Annotated in this window: 17 protein-coding genes; 5 read left to right on the top strand and 12 right to left on the bottom strand. The window is 69.6% G+C overall.

Annotation, left to right across the window (positions count from 1 at the left end):
• The 4 genes from nucS to JHD21_RS14910 all read left to right on the top strand — a co-directional run.
• Nucleotides 1–459 (top strand): endonuclease NucS (gene nucS, locus JHD21_RS14895; protein WP_292676791.1); only part of this gene is annotated, 459 nt, incomplete at its 5' end.
• A 1-nt stretch (nucleotide 460) separates the two neighbouring features.
• Nucleotides 461–784, top strand: coding sequence for a DUF952 domain-containing protein (locus JHD21_RS14900; protein ID WP_292676793.1), 324 nt, complete (start codon nucleotides 461–463; stop codon nucleotides 782–784).
• Between the two features lie 45 nt (nucleotides 785–829).
• Complete coding sequence (locus JHD21_RS14905) at nucleotides 830–2,746, top strand: right-handed parallel beta-helix repeat-containing protein (protein WP_292676795.1); 1,917 nt, start codon at nucleotides 830–832, stop codon at nucleotides 2,744–2,746.
• A gap of 4 nt (nucleotides 2,747–2,750) precedes the next feature.
• Complete coding sequence (locus JHD21_RS14910) at nucleotides 2,751–3,290, top strand: hypothetical protein (RefSeq protein WP_292676797.1); 540 nt, start codon at nucleotides 2,751–2,753, stop codon at nucleotides 3,288–3,290.
• Here JHD21_RS14910 and JHD21_RS14915 read toward each other — a convergent pair.
• The 7 genes from JHD21_RS14915 to JHD21_RS14945 all read right to left on the bottom strand — a co-directional run bounded on the left by JHD21_RS14915 (nucleotide 3,287) and on the right by JHD21_RS14945 (nucleotide 9,283).
• Complete coding sequence (locus JHD21_RS14915) at nucleotides 3,287–4,207, bottom strand: FAD-dependent oxidoreductase (RefSeq protein ID WP_292676800.1); 921 nt, start codon at nucleotides 4,205–4,207, stop codon at nucleotides 3,287–3,289. The two genes, JHD21_RS14910 and JHD21_RS14915, sit on opposite strands and share 4 nt — an antisense overlap.
• Nucleotides 4,208–4,225: 18 nt before the next feature.
• Nucleotides 4,226–4,399 (bottom strand): hypothetical protein, encoded by a 174-nt coding sequence (locus JHD21_RS14920; RefSeq protein ID WP_292676802.1) that lies wholly within the window; start codon nucleotides 4,397–4,399, stop codon nucleotides 4,226–4,228.
• Between the two features lie 44 nt (nucleotides 4,400–4,443).
• On the bottom strand, nucleotides 4,444–5,922 hold the full coding sequence (locus JHD21_RS14925; protein WP_292676804.1) for a TIR domain-containing protein: 1,479 nt from the start codon (nucleotides 5,920–5,922) through the stop codon (nucleotides 4,444–4,446).
• Between the two features lie 158 nt (nucleotides 5,923–6,080).
• Nucleotides 6,081–6,605: a ferritin gene (locus JHD21_RS14930; protein ID WP_292676806.1), complete on the bottom strand. Its 525-nt coding sequence runs from the start codon at nucleotides 6,603–6,605 to the stop codon at nucleotides 6,081–6,083.
• Between the two features lie 16 nt (nucleotides 6,606–6,621).
• Nucleotides 6,622–6,804 (bottom strand): hypothetical protein, encoded by a 183-nt coding sequence (locus JHD21_RS14935; protein ID WP_292676808.1) that lies wholly within the window; start codon nucleotides 6,802–6,804, stop codon nucleotides 6,622–6,624.
• A gap of 56 nt (nucleotides 6,805–6,860) precedes the next feature.
• Complete coding sequence (locus JHD21_RS14940; protein WP_292676810.1) at nucleotides 6,861–8,915, bottom strand: protein meaA; 2,055 nt, start codon at nucleotides 8,913–8,915, stop codon at nucleotides 6,861–6,863.
• A 68-nt stretch (nucleotides 8,916–8,983) separates the two neighbouring features.
• Entirely contained in the window at nucleotides 8,984–9,283 is a 300-nt protein-coding gene (locus JHD21_RS14945) for an STAS domain-containing protein (protein WP_292676812.1), read from the bottom strand.
• A gap of 121 nt (nucleotides 9,284–9,404) precedes the next feature.
• Between JHD21_RS14945 and JHD21_RS14950 the strand changes: the two genes are divergently transcribed.
• A complete protein-coding gene (locus tag JHD21_RS14950; protein WP_292676814.1) occupies nucleotides 9,405–9,977 on the top strand; it encodes a cob(I)yrinic acid a,c-diamide adenosyltransferase in 573 nt (190 codons plus the stop codon).
• A 3-nt stretch (nucleotides 9,978–9,980) separates the two neighbouring features.
• Here JHD21_RS14950 and JHD21_RS14955 read toward each other — a convergent pair whose 3' ends face one another.
• The 5 genes from JHD21_RS14955 to atpD all read right to left on the bottom strand — a co-directional run.
• Nucleotides 9,981–10,289, bottom strand: coding sequence for a hypothetical protein (locus JHD21_RS14955; RefSeq protein ID WP_292676817.1), 309 nt, complete (start codon nucleotides 10,287–10,289; stop codon nucleotides 9,981–9,983).
• 59 nt (nucleotides 10,290–10,348) lie between these two features.
• Entirely contained in the window at nucleotides 10,349–11,581 is a 1,233-nt protein-coding gene (locus JHD21_RS14960; protein ID WP_292676819.1) for an MFS transporter, read from the bottom strand.
• A complete protein-coding gene (locus JHD21_RS14965) occupies nucleotides 11,539–11,979 on the bottom strand; it encodes a DUF2550 domain-containing protein (RefSeq protein WP_292676821.1) in 441 nt (146 codons plus the stop codon). Before JHD21_RS14965 ends, JHD21_RS14960 begins: the two co-directional genes overlap by 43 nt.
• A 36-nt stretch (nucleotides 11,980–12,015) precedes the next feature.
• Complete coding sequence (locus JHD21_RS14970) at nucleotides 12,016–12,399, bottom strand: F0F1 ATP synthase subunit epsilon (RefSeq protein WP_292676823.1); 384 nt, start codon at nucleotides 12,397–12,399, stop codon at nucleotides 12,016–12,018.
• A gap of 6 nt (nucleotides 12,400–12,405) precedes the next feature.
• The coding region (atpD, locus tag JHD21_RS14975; RefSeq protein ID WP_292676825.1) for a F0F1 ATP synthase subunit beta at nucleotides 12,406–13,450 on the bottom strand (1,045 nt) is incomplete at its 5' end.

The raw sequence follows: 13,450 nt of genomic DNA on the forward strand, positions 1-13,450 counted from the left end.
GACACCCTGCGGATCCTGATCGAGGAGGTCCACCACGACTCCTCCCACGACCTCGGCGTCGACCCCGGCCTGCAGAAGGACGGCGTCGAGAAGCACCTCCAGGAGCTGCTGGCCGAGCACCCGGCCACCCTCGCCGAGGGCCTCACACTCGTGCGCCGCGAGTACCCGACCGCGATCGGCCCGGTCGACCTGATGTGCCGCGACGCCGCGGGCGCCAGCGTGGCCGTGGAGATCAAGCGCCGCGGCGAGATCGACGGCGTCGAGCAGCTCACCCGCTACCTCGAGCTCCTGAACCGGGAGCCGCTGCTGACCGCCAAGGGCCCGGTGCGAGGGATGTTCGCCGCCCAGCTGATCAAGCCGCAGGCCCGGGTCCTCGCCGAGGACCGGGGCATCACCTGCGTCACTGTCGACTACGACGCCCTGCGCGGCCTCGACGACCCGAGCCACCGGCTGTTCTGACGTGCGGATCTTCCACATCGCCACCGCGGCCGACTGGGCCGAGGCGCAGCGCAGCGGCGCCTACACCACCTCGACCATCGGCGTGACCCTCGAGCAGGAGGGCTACCTCCATGCCAGTCGCGAGGACCAGTGGGAGGCCGTGCGGGACCGCTACTACAGCGGCGCCACCGAGCCCCTCGTGCTGCTGGAGATCGACACCGACCTGCTCGACGTGCCGTGGGTCGAGGAGCTGCCGGCACCCGCGGCCACGGAGACGTTCCCGCACATCTACGGGCCGCTGTCGCCCGACGCGGTGGTCGCGGTGACCCCGGTGCGCCCGACGTAACCCAGCTCACGGGCCTTCGTTGGAGCGGCAACGGAAGGATCTCGGATGTCTCGTGCTGCCCGCGTCGTCCTCGCCCTGCTGCTCTCCGCGCCACTCGCCCTGGGCCTCGTGGCTCTCGGCGCGGCACCGTCGGTCGCCCACGAGGAGCGGCCCGCGACGTTCCCCGACGGGACCGGCAAGGTGCCGAAGTTCCTGGGCTACAAGAACACCCGCGCCCGGGTGGTCTGCCGGCCCAACAGCAAGCGCCTGATCGCGAAGCTGCCCGAGGGCAAGGTCAAGCAGCGCAACCAGCGGCTGCTGGAGGACTGCAGGTTCCGGCACATCCAGGCCGCCATCGACACGGTGCGCAAGCGGAACACCTCGATCTACGTGCTGCCGGGGACCTACCAGGAGAAGCCGACCAGAGGCGACCGGAGGAGCAGCTACTGCGCGCACCTCGGCACCGCGTCGAAGGCGCCCTTGAAGTCCTCGGAGTACATCGGCAGCATCTCCTCCCCCGGCACCGCAGCCGAGGGCGAGCACACCGACCACACCGGTCACGCCGATGACGCCGATGCTTCCGGCAGCACCGAGCGGGCGGCCGACGAGGCGGGCACCACCGACCCGATCGCGCTGTCCTACGCCGACCAGCGGGCCTGCCCCCACAACCTCAACCTGATCGCGGTCTTCGGCGACCGCACGCCGAAGAACGGCTCGATCAGCTGTGACAGCAAGTTCTGCGGCATCCAGATCGTCGGCACCGGCCGCAAGATGACCGACGTCGTGATCGACAACGACTTCCACAAGCTCAACGCGATCCGGCTGGACCGCGCCGGCGGCGCCGTGGTCCGCAACCTCACCGTCCAGCAGTCCGAGTTCAACGCCGTGTACGTCCTGGAGACCGACGGCTTCCTGCTCGACAGGATCACCGCGCGCGGCAACGACGAGTACGGCATCCTCGCCTTCGCCAGCGACCACGGCCTGATCCAGCGTTCCGACGCGTTCTACAACGGCGACTCCGGGATCTACCCGGGGTCAGGCTCGGACCTCAACGCCGACAACAGCTCGATCGTGCCCACCCGCTACGCCATCGAGATCCGGCGCAACCGCAGCCACGACAACACGCTCGGGTACTCCGGCACCGCCGGCAACTCGATCTGGGCCCACCACAACAAGTTCTACGACAACGCCACCGGTATCGCCACGGACTCGTTGTTCCCCGGCCACCCGGGACTGCCGCAGGACCACGCGCGCTGGAGCGACAACGAGATCTACTCCAACAACAACAACTACTACGCGAAGTTCGTCGACACCGGCGTCTGTGCGAAGCCGATGGAGGAGCGCGGCTACATCGACGGGACCGTCTGCCCGGTGATCCCCACCCCGGTGGGGACGGGGGTGCTCATCGCCGGCGGCAACTTCAACGCGACCCACCACAACTGGATCTACGACAACTGGCGCTACGGCACCATGCAGTTCTGGGTGCCGGCGCCGTTGCGCGACGAGTACGACCCGGCCAAGCTCTTCGACACCTCGCACGGCAACCAGACGACCGACAACCTGATGGGGATCGCGCCCGACGGCTCCGTGCACCACAACGGCATCGACCACTGGTGGGACGACCAGGGCGGCGGCAACTGCTGGCAGGGCAACACCTACTCGCGAGGCACCCAGACAGACAACTTCACCGTGCCGCCACCGTCGTGCGCCTCCGGCGGCTCGGTCAACACCCCGGGCCTCCCGGTCAAGGACGCCGGCTTCCTCTCCTGCAGCCAGTACGACCGCAGCGATCCGACACTGCGCCACCCGCCGGGCTGCGAGTGGTTCGACGACCCCGCGCAGCCGGGTGCTCGCGAGGGCGTGACCGACCCGAGGCCGGTGGCCGCCCCGCAGGAGCAGGGCCTGCTCGTGGGGCTCCCGCTGCTGGCCGTGGTGGGCCTGCTCGGCACGCTGGGGCTGGTCCGGAGGCGGCGTGCTGCGTAGGGGCGTGGCGGCAGTCGTCGTGCTGGTGGGGCTGGTGCTCGCCGGCGGTGTCGCCGCCGCCAGCGGCACCCCCGACCTGGAGGCGTCCGCGCCCACGTCGGTCGCCGGCACCGACGCCACCGCGGTGTTCGAGGTCGGGGACCGGACGATCCGGCAGGTGCGCTACGACGACGCCGGGACCCTGCGCTACACGTTCCGGGTCGCCAACCAGGGCCGGTTCCCGGTCACGGTGCTGGGGCTCGCCCCGGGTCAGGCGGACCCCCGGCTCTTCTCCTACGCCGGGCTGACCGGCCCCCAGGGCGAGCGCGAGGTCGAGATCGGGGGCGGCGACTCCGTCGAGCTGACGCTGGCCCTCGACATGGGTGGCTGCGAGACCCTGTCCTCGCGCTCCGGCTCCTTCGTCACCGAGGTCCGCCTGCGGACGAGCCAGGCGGGCCTCTTCGAGGACGAGGTGCTGCTCACGCTGCCCGAGCAGCTGCACACCGGCTCGCCCCGCGAGGCCTTCTGCCCCAGCTCGACGGCCACGTCCCGGCCTCCGGGCTAACCCGCATCCGGACCGGCGACCAGTCCGGCGACCTCCTGGGCGCAGCCCCACGACAGGGTGACGCCGGCCCCGCCGTGGCCGTAGCAGTGGACCACCCCGTCGACCCGTTCGAGACGCACCTCGGGACGGGACGGCCGCAGCCCGACCCGGTGCGCCAGGACCTCGGCGCCGGCCAGCTCGGGGACCAGTCGCAGCGCTCGGCGGAGGATCGAGGAGGCGACCTCGGGCGACGGGGTCCGGCTCCACTCCCCCGCGACGTCGGTCCCGCCGAGCACGATGTCGTGGGACCGGGGGACGACGTACGTCGGTCCGGCACCCTCGAGCCACCACCGGTCCAGCCCGACCTGCTCGACGACGACCACCTGCCCCTGCACCGGATGGACGCTCGGGTCGTCCGCCAGGAACCGTGCGGCGATCCCCGTGCAGTTGACCACCACGTCGGCCCCGGTGGGGAGGCCGGTGAGGTTCATCCGGGTGATGGTGCCCCCGCGCTCGAGCACGACCCCGGCCAGCCAGTCCAGGTAGACGGGCATCTCCACCACCGGCGCTCGGAACGTCCAGCCCATCTCGTAGCCGTCCGGCACGAGGAACGTCTCGGCGAGGTCGGGCACGGCGTCGGCCCACCACGGCCGCTCGTGGGTCTCCAACGGGAGCTCGACCCCGGCGCGCATCGTCACCCCTGACTCCGGCGCCTCCACGGCCAGGCGGGCGAAGACCTCGTAGGACGTCCGGGACCAGCCGAGGACCCGGTCGTACGGCAGCGCACGGTAGGGGAACCAGAGCGCGGCCGCCACCGCAGAGGTCGTCTCCCGGGGCAGGTCGCGGGCGATCACGTCCACGCGGTGCCCCTCGGCGAGCAGCTGAGCGGCGCAGGAGAGGCCGACGACCCCCGCGCCGGCGACGATGACCCGGCTCACCGGGTCATCGTCGCAGTTCTAGGCGCCGGCCACGCGAGGAGCGGTCGGATCGGTGGCGTCGGAGCCGCTCTCGCGGGCGACGTACTCCTCGATGTCCTCGAGGTCGTCCTTGTTGCGGGTCACGATCGCGAGCAGGTCGGTCATCGTCGCGACCTCCTCGACCTGCTCCTTGATGAACTTCAAGAACGACATAAGGGTGAGGTCTGCCGCGTGCAACGTCGATTGAACTTTGGGCATCACAGTTCGGAGAGCTTCTTGGAAATGATCTCCGAGTGCTCAATGGCCTGCGCACGCAGGTTCCCATCGGGGTCGAATGTGAGGCCCCCGCGCTCGCGCACTGGGTCGGATGCTGCCGGGGGCACCTTGGTCGACCAGATGGGCAATACCTGACCGCGTTCGACTCGATCCTTGTACTTTTCGTGCTCGAAGAGGGTCCACCGCTTGCGGCCGTACATCTCACCGAGGATCGCGACTACATAGCGCGAGTTCGATTCATAGATCGGGCCCAGGTAGGCCTCAACGTCCTCACCCAAGATCCTGTGCTGCTCGGCGAAGTCATAAAAGACCGAGTGCCCAAGGTCTTCAAGCGCATCACGCATGTGCTCGGCGTAGATGCGGTCCTCGCCGGCAAAAGAAAGCGCCACGTCGTAGTTCTCGTCGTAGTTCTCGTCGTAGTCGACCTTGGTGAATCCCACCTCACGGATGAAGTCGGCCCAGTTGATCGACCGCAGGTAGTAGACCAACATCGGGTCCTCCACGGAGAGCAACCCGGTGTCTCGGCCGTAGTGCAGCAACTTCGAGATGTCTTCCTGCTCGCAAAGAGAGGCTAGGTAACCCCGTTCTCGTACCACGCCGACGCTCTGCTTCTCGTTAGGGTGCTTACGCATCTCGTCGGGGATGTGGATGCTCCACGACTCCGCGTCCGCCAGCCAACGAAGGATGTGCAAGTAGGGTGCCCGGCCACTTGGCCTGAACTTGGTGCCACGGGCGAAGGCGCGCACAGCTGCTCCGAATCGCTCCTTCTGGCGTTCCACAACCTTGCGCTGAACCGCGGTGTACGAGGTGTCGACTTCGACCACGTCGTCGGGCTTCTCAAGGACACCAGCCTCGACGCAGGCTTGCCAGCAGAGCAGCTGAGCTATGTAGAAACTGCCACGAGAGTTCTCAATGATGTGGTCGCGGGCGGCGAGGCGGACGTTGAGGGCAGCTTCACCGGCGTCGACGAGTTCTTGGATCTTGCTCGCTGGCTCGACCTCGAACCTGATGACTTCCATGCGGTTGGCAAGGTCAGGCGCCGATTCGATGAGGGATCGCCCGGCGGCGTTGATCCCAACGATGACGATCTTGCGTTGAGCGTCTTCGCGGTCAGCCGTGATCTTGAGCAAGTCGGCAATGGAGGCCTTGGTCGCGTCTTCCAGCCTATGGAAGTCGTCGATGATGACGGTCCCAGTTGAGGTCATCTCTGGCAGCAACGCGATGTACTCGGCGTCCACAGGGTCGCGAGCGCTCAGGCTGGTGACGGAACTGTCCAGGTTCAGTTCCTCAAGAACCTTCGTGACTGCCGTGGACTTGCCGATCCCTGAAGGCCCCTCAACGATGACTCCCCGTCCAGGCGTGCGTAGACCCACCTTGAGTTGGTTGAAGGACGACGGATGCACGAACGTGTACGTCGGTACGCCTTGAACCTTGAAAACGTCCTCAACCCGGAGTGTCACAGACTCGACCCTACGGTTTCCGAGCAGCGCATGCAGTGCCGCTGCAAGGCAAACTGCGAGTAGCGGAGACCTTCAGGTGTAAGAAATCTCCGGCAGCGAGTCTGTGAGACTACGTCGGCCAGCCCATCCCCGCCTCTCAATCTGCCTGTTTAGGCAGGTCAGCGGCCTGCCACGCGAGGAGCGGTCGGATCGGTGGCGTCGCCGCCGCTCTCGCGGGCGACGTACTCCTCGATGTCCTCGAGGTCGTCCTTGTTGCGGGTCACGATCGCGAGCAGGTCGGTCATCGTCGCGACCTCCTCGACCTGCTCCTTGATGAACCACTGCATGAACTGCTCGGAGGCGAAGTCGTTCTCCTCGCGGGCGATCCGCAGGAGACCGTTGATCTGCTCGGTGACCCGCTTCTCCTGCTCCAGGGCCAGGGCGACCGGCGCGACGACGTCGGCGAACGTCGCGGTGGGAGCCCCCACTCCGGGGATGGTCACCTCCGCGTCGGTGTCCAGGAGGTACTGCACCATCATCAGCGCGTGGTCGCGCTCCTCGAGCGCCTGGGCGTAGAAGAACGCCGCCATCCGCGGCATCGTCTCGGCGTCGTAGTGCACCGCGCAGGCGAGGTACTGGTTGTGGGCGGCGAGCTCGTTGCCGATCTGGGCGTTGAGCGCCTCGACGAAGCGTTCGGCAGCCATCCGGCCTCCTGACGGGTCAGGCGGCCTTCTTGAGCCGCTTCTTGGTCACCTTCTTGCCGTCCACGTGGACGAGCTTGCGCTTCTTGACCGTATACCCCGGCGGCAGCGTGCCCTCCTTGAGCATCCGCAGCGGGCACCGGTCGCACTTCTTCCTCGACGCGCAGCACTCCCGCTTGGGGAGCTTCCGTGCCTTCGCCACGGGCGAGACCCTAGCATCGGCTAAGGGTTGCCTCACCTAATGGTGACCCACGGCACTCAGGGCGTCAGGCCGCGGGCCTTCCGGATCGCGGCGACGATCCCGCCCATGATCTCGGTGAGGCCGAAGTCCTTGGGGGTGTAGACGGCGGCGACGCCGAGCTCGGTGAGCCGGCGCGCGTCGGAGTCCGGGATGATCCCGCCCACGATGACAGGGACGTCGTCCAGCCCTGCGTCGCGCAGCCCGTCGAGCACGGCCGGGACCAGCTCCATGTGCGAGCCGGACAGGATGGAGAGGCCGACGCAGTGGACGTCCTCGGCGACGGCGGCCGAGACGATCTGCTCGGGGGTCAGCCGGATGCCCTGGTAGATCACCTCGAAGCCCGCGTCCCGGGCGCGGACGGCGACCTGCTCGGCGCCGTTGGAGTGGCCGTCCAGGCCGGGCTTGCCGACGAGCAGGCGCAGCCGTCCGCCGAGCTCCTCGCCCGTGGCCCGGACCCGGTCCCGGACAGCGCCCAGCTCGGCCCCCGCGTCGGCCACGCCGACGGCACCGCTCACCCCCGTGGGCGCCCGGAACTCCCCGAAGACCTCGCGCAGCGTGCCGGCCCACTCCCCGGTCGTGGCGCCGGCGCGGGCGGCGCGGAGCGTGGCCTCCATCAGGTTGGCGTCCGTCTTGGCGTCGGCGGCGAGCTGTGCCAGGGCGTCGGTGACCGCGGCCTGGTCCCGCTGGGCCTTCCAGGCCTCGACGCTCGCGAGCGCGGTCCGCTCGGCCTCGGGGTCGGCGGCCATGATCGCGCCGTCGAGGTCGGCCGTGAGCGGCGACGGCTCGGTCGTCTCGTAGATGTTGACGCCGACGACCTTCTCCTCGCCGGACTCGATCGCGGCGCGGCGGGCGGCGTGCGCGCTGACCAGGGCCTGCTTCATGTAGCCGCTCTCGACCGCCGCGATGGCACCGCCCATCGCCTGCACCCGGTCGATCTCGGCCTTGGCGCCCTCAACCAGCTCGGCGACCTTGGCCTCGATCACCGGCGAGCCGTCGAAGATGTCGTCGTACTCGAGGAGGTCGGACTCGAAGGCGAGCACCTGCTGGAGTCGCAGCGACCACTGCTGGTCCCACGGCCGGGGCAGCCCGAGCGCCTCGTTCCAGGCGGGCAGCTGGACGGCGCGGGCCCGGGCCTTCTTGGACAGGGTGACACCCAGCATCTCGAGGACGATGCGCTGGACGTTGTTCTCGGGCTGGGCCTCGGTCAGGCCCAGGGAGTTGACCTGGACGCCGTAGCGGAAGCGGCGCATCTTCTCGTCGGTCACCCCGTACCGCTCCCGGGTGATCTCGTCCCAGAGCTCGACGAAGGCGCGCATCTTGCACATCTCCTCGACGAACCGGACGCCGGCGTTGACGAAGAAGGAGATCCGGCCGACGACCTTCTCGAAGTCGTCCTCGGACACCTGTCCGGAGGCCTTGACCTGGTCGAGCACGGCGATCGCCGTGCAGAGGGCGTAGGCCAGCTCCTGCGTGGGCGTCGCCCCGGCTTCCTGCAGGTGGTAGCTGCAGACGTTGATCGGGTTCCACTTCGGCACCTGGTGGACCGTGTAGGCGATCATGTCCGAGATCAGCCGCAGCGAGTGCTCCGGCGGGAACACGTAGGTCCCGCGGGACAGGTACTCCTTGATGATGTCGTTCTGCGTCGTGCCGGCGAGCTGCGCCGCGACCTCCTCGGCGGTGGCCTTGCCCTCGGGCACGCCCGCCTGCTCCTCGGCCACGACCTGGTAGAGCGCGAGCAGCCACATGGCGGTGGCGTTGATGGTCATGGAGGTGTTCATCCCGGTCAGCGGGATGTCCTCGAAGAGCCGGCGCATCTCCCCCAGGTGCGGGACGGGGACGCCCACCTTGCCGACCTCCCCGCGGGCCAGCGGGGAGTCGGGGTCGTACCCGGTCTGCGTGGGCAGGTCGAAGGCCACGGAGAGACCGGTCTGCCCCTTCGCCAGGTTGGAGCGGTACAGGGCGTTGGACGCCGCGGCGGTCGAGTGCCCGGCGTAGGTGCGCATCACCCACGGGCGGTCCTTCTGAGCCCTCTGTGCCGGGGCCGTCTCTGCCGGGGCCGTGTCATCGGACATGCGTCGAGGGTAGGACGGTTGTTACCGGCCGGTCACCGGTCAGCCGTGAGGGTTATGTCACTGCCGGGTCAGGCCGTGCGCTCGACCTCCACCATCCGGCGCAGGTGGGTCAGGTGCAGCATCCGGCGGACCGGGCCCGTGCAGCCCCGCAGGACGAGGTGGTGCCCCTCGCGGGACGCCTCGCGGGTGGCCACCGCCAGGAGCTTGAGAGCGGTCAGGTCGACCCCGTCGACACCGGACAGGTCGACGACCACGTCGCCCTCGTGGGACCCGAGGAGCTCGTAGATGGCGGTCCGGACCTCCCAGGTGCTGCGCACGTCGAAGTCGCCGCTGAGGACCAGGGTCGATCCGTCCCGCATGATGTCCATGGCTCTCCCGCGTCGCTGGACTCGTCACCCACTATGACGCCGATCACAGGCATTTGGTTGCGTGCCACGCCAGACTTCACCCCGGGGGGTGGGTCGCGGGCGCCGCACTACGCTCAGCGACATGGTCAACCTGACGCGCATCTACACCCGCACCGGCGACGGTGGCGAGACCCGCCTGGGCGACAACAGCGTCACGACCAAGCTCGACCCCCGGCTGCAGGCCTACGCCGACGTCGACGAGGCCAACGCCCACATCGGCGTCGCCGTGGCGGTCGGTGACCTCGACGACGACGTCGTGGCGGTGCTCGTGCACGTGCAGAACGACCTCTTCGACGTCGGTGCCGATCTCTCGACTCCGGTGGTGCCGGACCCGGCCTACCCGCCGCTGCGGGTGGAGCAGGACTACGTCGACCGGCTGGAGGGCTGGTGCGACCACTACAACGCGTCCCTGGAGACGCTCCGCTCGTTCATCCTCAGCGGCGGCACGCCGGCCGCCGCGCACCTGCACGTCGCGCGCACGGTCGTGCGCCGGGCCGAGCGGTCGGCGTGGGCCGCGCACACCGAGCACGCGGACGCGATGAACCCGCTGGCCCTGACGTACCTGAACCGGCTCTCGGACCTGCTCTTCATCCTGGCGAGGTACGCCAACCGGGAGCGCGGCGACGTCCTGTGGGTGCCCGGGGGCGAGAGGTAGGAGCTACCCGCCCAGCAGCACGTAGCCGATCGCGACGAACGCCGCGATGCCGACCAGCCCGAGCCCGAAGACGCCGTACGTGGTCGCCCGCTCGGCCAGGGCATGGCGGCTGGGGCGCAGCTCGGCGGCGCTCACGTCCGGCTGGATCAGGGTGTCGACCGCGCTGCGGGTGCGCTGGAGCCGCTCGTCGACGAACCCGGCGACGGGGCCGAGGTCGCTGTCGTCAGCGGCGTCGAGGTCGCGGCTGGCCTTGATCAGCGTCAGGCCCGCGGTCGCGAGGAGGGCCAGGACGATCATCCCGAGGATCAGCATGTCCTCTACGTTGCCCCACCAGTCACACGAACACCGCATCGCGGGGCGGGTGATTCTCGCTACACCGGCTCGCTGGACCGCTCACGGCGCGGTCCGCGGGTCGCGAAGACCGCCAGCAGCGCCGGCCCCATGAGCACCGCCACGGCCAGCAGCGAGTCGAGGGTGCCGACCGCGTCGCCGAGCGCCCCGAGCAGAGGGGGACCCGCGAGGAATGCCCCGTAGCCGATCGTGGACACGACGCTGACCCGAGCGGCGGCGCGGGAGGACTCGTCGGCGGCCGCGCTCATCCCGACCGGGAAGCCCAGCGAGGCGCCCAGCCCCCACGCCACGATGCCGAGCCCGACCAGGAGCACGTGGTCACCCCGGACGACCAGGGCGATCCCCCCGGCGGCGGTCGTGGCGGTGGCCCACAGGACCGGCGCCCGGCCGAACCGGTCGAGCAGGGACGTGCCGGCCAGCCGGCCCAGCGTCATCGACGAGACGAACACCGCGTAACCCGCGACCCCCACCCAGTGGTCGACGTCGTAGCCGTCGATGAGCGCCAGCGTCAGCCAGTCGTTGGCCGACCCCTCGGCGACCGCGAAGCACAGGATCATCAGTCCCACCGCCAGCGTCCGCGGCTCCAGCCACGCGGTGCCGCTGGACGAGTCGGCCTCCGGGTGGTCCACGGCCGGGAGGAAGGCCCGGGTCTCGCGCAGCATCACCAGCATCCCAGCGATCCCGAGCACCCCGACGTGCAGCAGCATCGGCGCGTCAGCGGCGGTGACGGCGACGCCGACCCCCGCGCCGGCGACGGTGCCGAAGCTGAAGCCGGCGTGGAAGCGGGGCATGACCGAGCGCCCCAGACCGCGCTCGACCTCGGCTCCCTCCACGTTCATCGCGACGTCCCAGGTGCCGGTCGCGACGCCGTAGGCGAACAACCCGAGGGCGGCGACCGGGACCGACGACGCGACCGTCGCGCCGAGGGCACCGACGGTCAGCCCCACGGCGCCGAGCACGGCACCGAGACGGACCACCGCTCCGGCACTGGTCCGGGTGATGAGCCACCCGGTCGACGGCATCGCCAGGATCGACCCGGCGGCGATGGCCAGGAGCAGGAGCCCGAGCCCGCCGTTGCTGAGGTCGAGGCCGCTGCGCACGTCGGGGATCCGGGAGACCAGGCTGGCGAACAGCATCCCGTTGACGACGAACGCCGCCGCCACGGCGTTGCGAGCCGCGAGGACGGTCGTCCCCGGCGGTGACAGCGAGCTCAGCGCGACCAGTCCGTCCCCGGAGTGTGCGACTCCAGCCACGCCTGGAACCCGGTGAGCGACTCGGCGCTCAGGGCCAGCTCGACCTTGCCGTCCGGTGTGGTGCAGGCGATCACCACGTGCCCGGGATAGAGGACGTGGCGCTCGCCCTCGGCGGGTTCACGGCGTCCGTCGTACGACATCCGCGACCGGCCCCACACGTGCTTGGGCCACGGGGAGAGCGAGAAGATCCGGAACCACTCCAGGTTGTCGCCCGAGTAGCGGCCCAGCCCCAGGATCCATCCCTTGCCCGGCGCGGCCGCGGCCGTGCGGTGGCTGAGCTCGAAGGTGCCGCCGTGCCGGGAGAGGACGCGCCGCCGGAGCACCAGCAGACCGCCGTAGAGCAGGACGAGGACGAGCAGCAGGCCGGCTGCATCGAGCAGCCACTGCCACAGCGGCATCCGTCCTCCTTGTCGTGCTCCTTGTCGTGCTGCTGGTCAGGCGCGCTCGGCCGCGCGGATCCGGGCCTCGGCCCGGCGGATCCGCGCGTCGGCGTCGTCGCCGTCGCCGTCCTGGGCCGCCTCGATCTCCGAGCGCTCGGCGCTGACGTCGATGTCCTCGGCAAGCACCGCGTGCTCGGACAGGATGGAGACCCGGTCGCTGGCCACCGAGATGAACCCGCCGTCGACAGCCGCGACGACCTTGTCGCCGTCGACGGTGTCGATCTCCACGACCGCGTCGGCGAGCAGGGAGAGCACGGGCGTGTGACCGCGGAGGATGCCCATCTCACCCTCCACGGTCCTCGCGATGACCATGCTGGCCTCACCCGACCAGACCGTCCGGTCGGCCGCGACGAGCTGCACCGTCAGAGCATCAGCCATGACGTCTTACTCCAGACCCTTCTGGATGTCGGCCCACTTGCGCTCGACGTCGTCGAGGCCACCGCACATGAAGAACGCCTGCTCGGCGACGTGGTCGTACTCGCCGTCGGCGATCTTGTTGAACGCCTCGATCGTCTCGGCGATCGGCACCGTCGAGCCCTCCAAGCCGGTGAACTGCTTGGCGACGTAGGTGTTCTGCGACAGGAAGCGCTGGATGCGGCGCGCCCGGCTGACGATGATCTTGTCCTCCTCGGACAGCTCGTCGACACCGAGGATCGCGATGATGTCCTGCAGCTCCTTGTTGCGCTGGAGGATCTGCTTGATCCGGATCGCGCAGTCGTAGTGCGCCTGGCCGATGTACTGCGCGTCCAGGATCCGCGAGGTCGACGTCAGCGGGTCGACCGCCGGGTAGATCCCGAGGGACGCGATCTCACGCGACAGCTCGGTGGTCGCGTCGAGGTGCGCGAACGTGGCCGCCGGGGCCGGGTCGGTGTAGTCGTCGGCCGGCACGTAGATCGCCTGGAGCGAGGTGATCGAGTGGCCACGGGTCGAGGTGATCCGCTCCTGGAGCGTGCCCATCTCGTCGGCGAGGTTGGGCTGGTAGCCCACCGCGGACGGCATCCGGCCGAGCAGCGTCGACACCTCGGAACCGGCCTGCGTGAACCGGAAGATGTTGTCGATGAAGAGCAGCACGTCCTGGTTCTGGACGTCGCGGAAGTACTCCGCCATGGTCAGCGCCGACAGCGCGACCCGCAGCCGGGTGCCCGGCGGCTCGTCCATCTGACCGAAGACGAGGGCGGTCTGGCCGATGACGCCGGCCTCCTCCATCTCCACGATCAGGTCGTTGCCCTCGCGGGTGCGCTCGCCGACTCCGGCGAACACCGACACACCACCGTGGTCGCGGGCGACCCGGGCGATCATCTCCTGGATCAGCACGGTCTTGCCCACGCCGGCACCGCCGAACAGGCCGATCTTGCCGCCCTGGACGTACGGCGCCAGCAGGTCGATGACCTTGATGCCGGTCTCGAACATCTGGGTCTTGGACTCCAGC

Origin of the sequence: Nocardioides sp. (genome assembly GCF_016462705.1) — a bacterium.
Taxonomy (GTDB): domain Bacteria; phylum Actinomycetota; class Actinomycetes; order Propionibacteriales; family Nocardioidaceae; genus Nocardioides.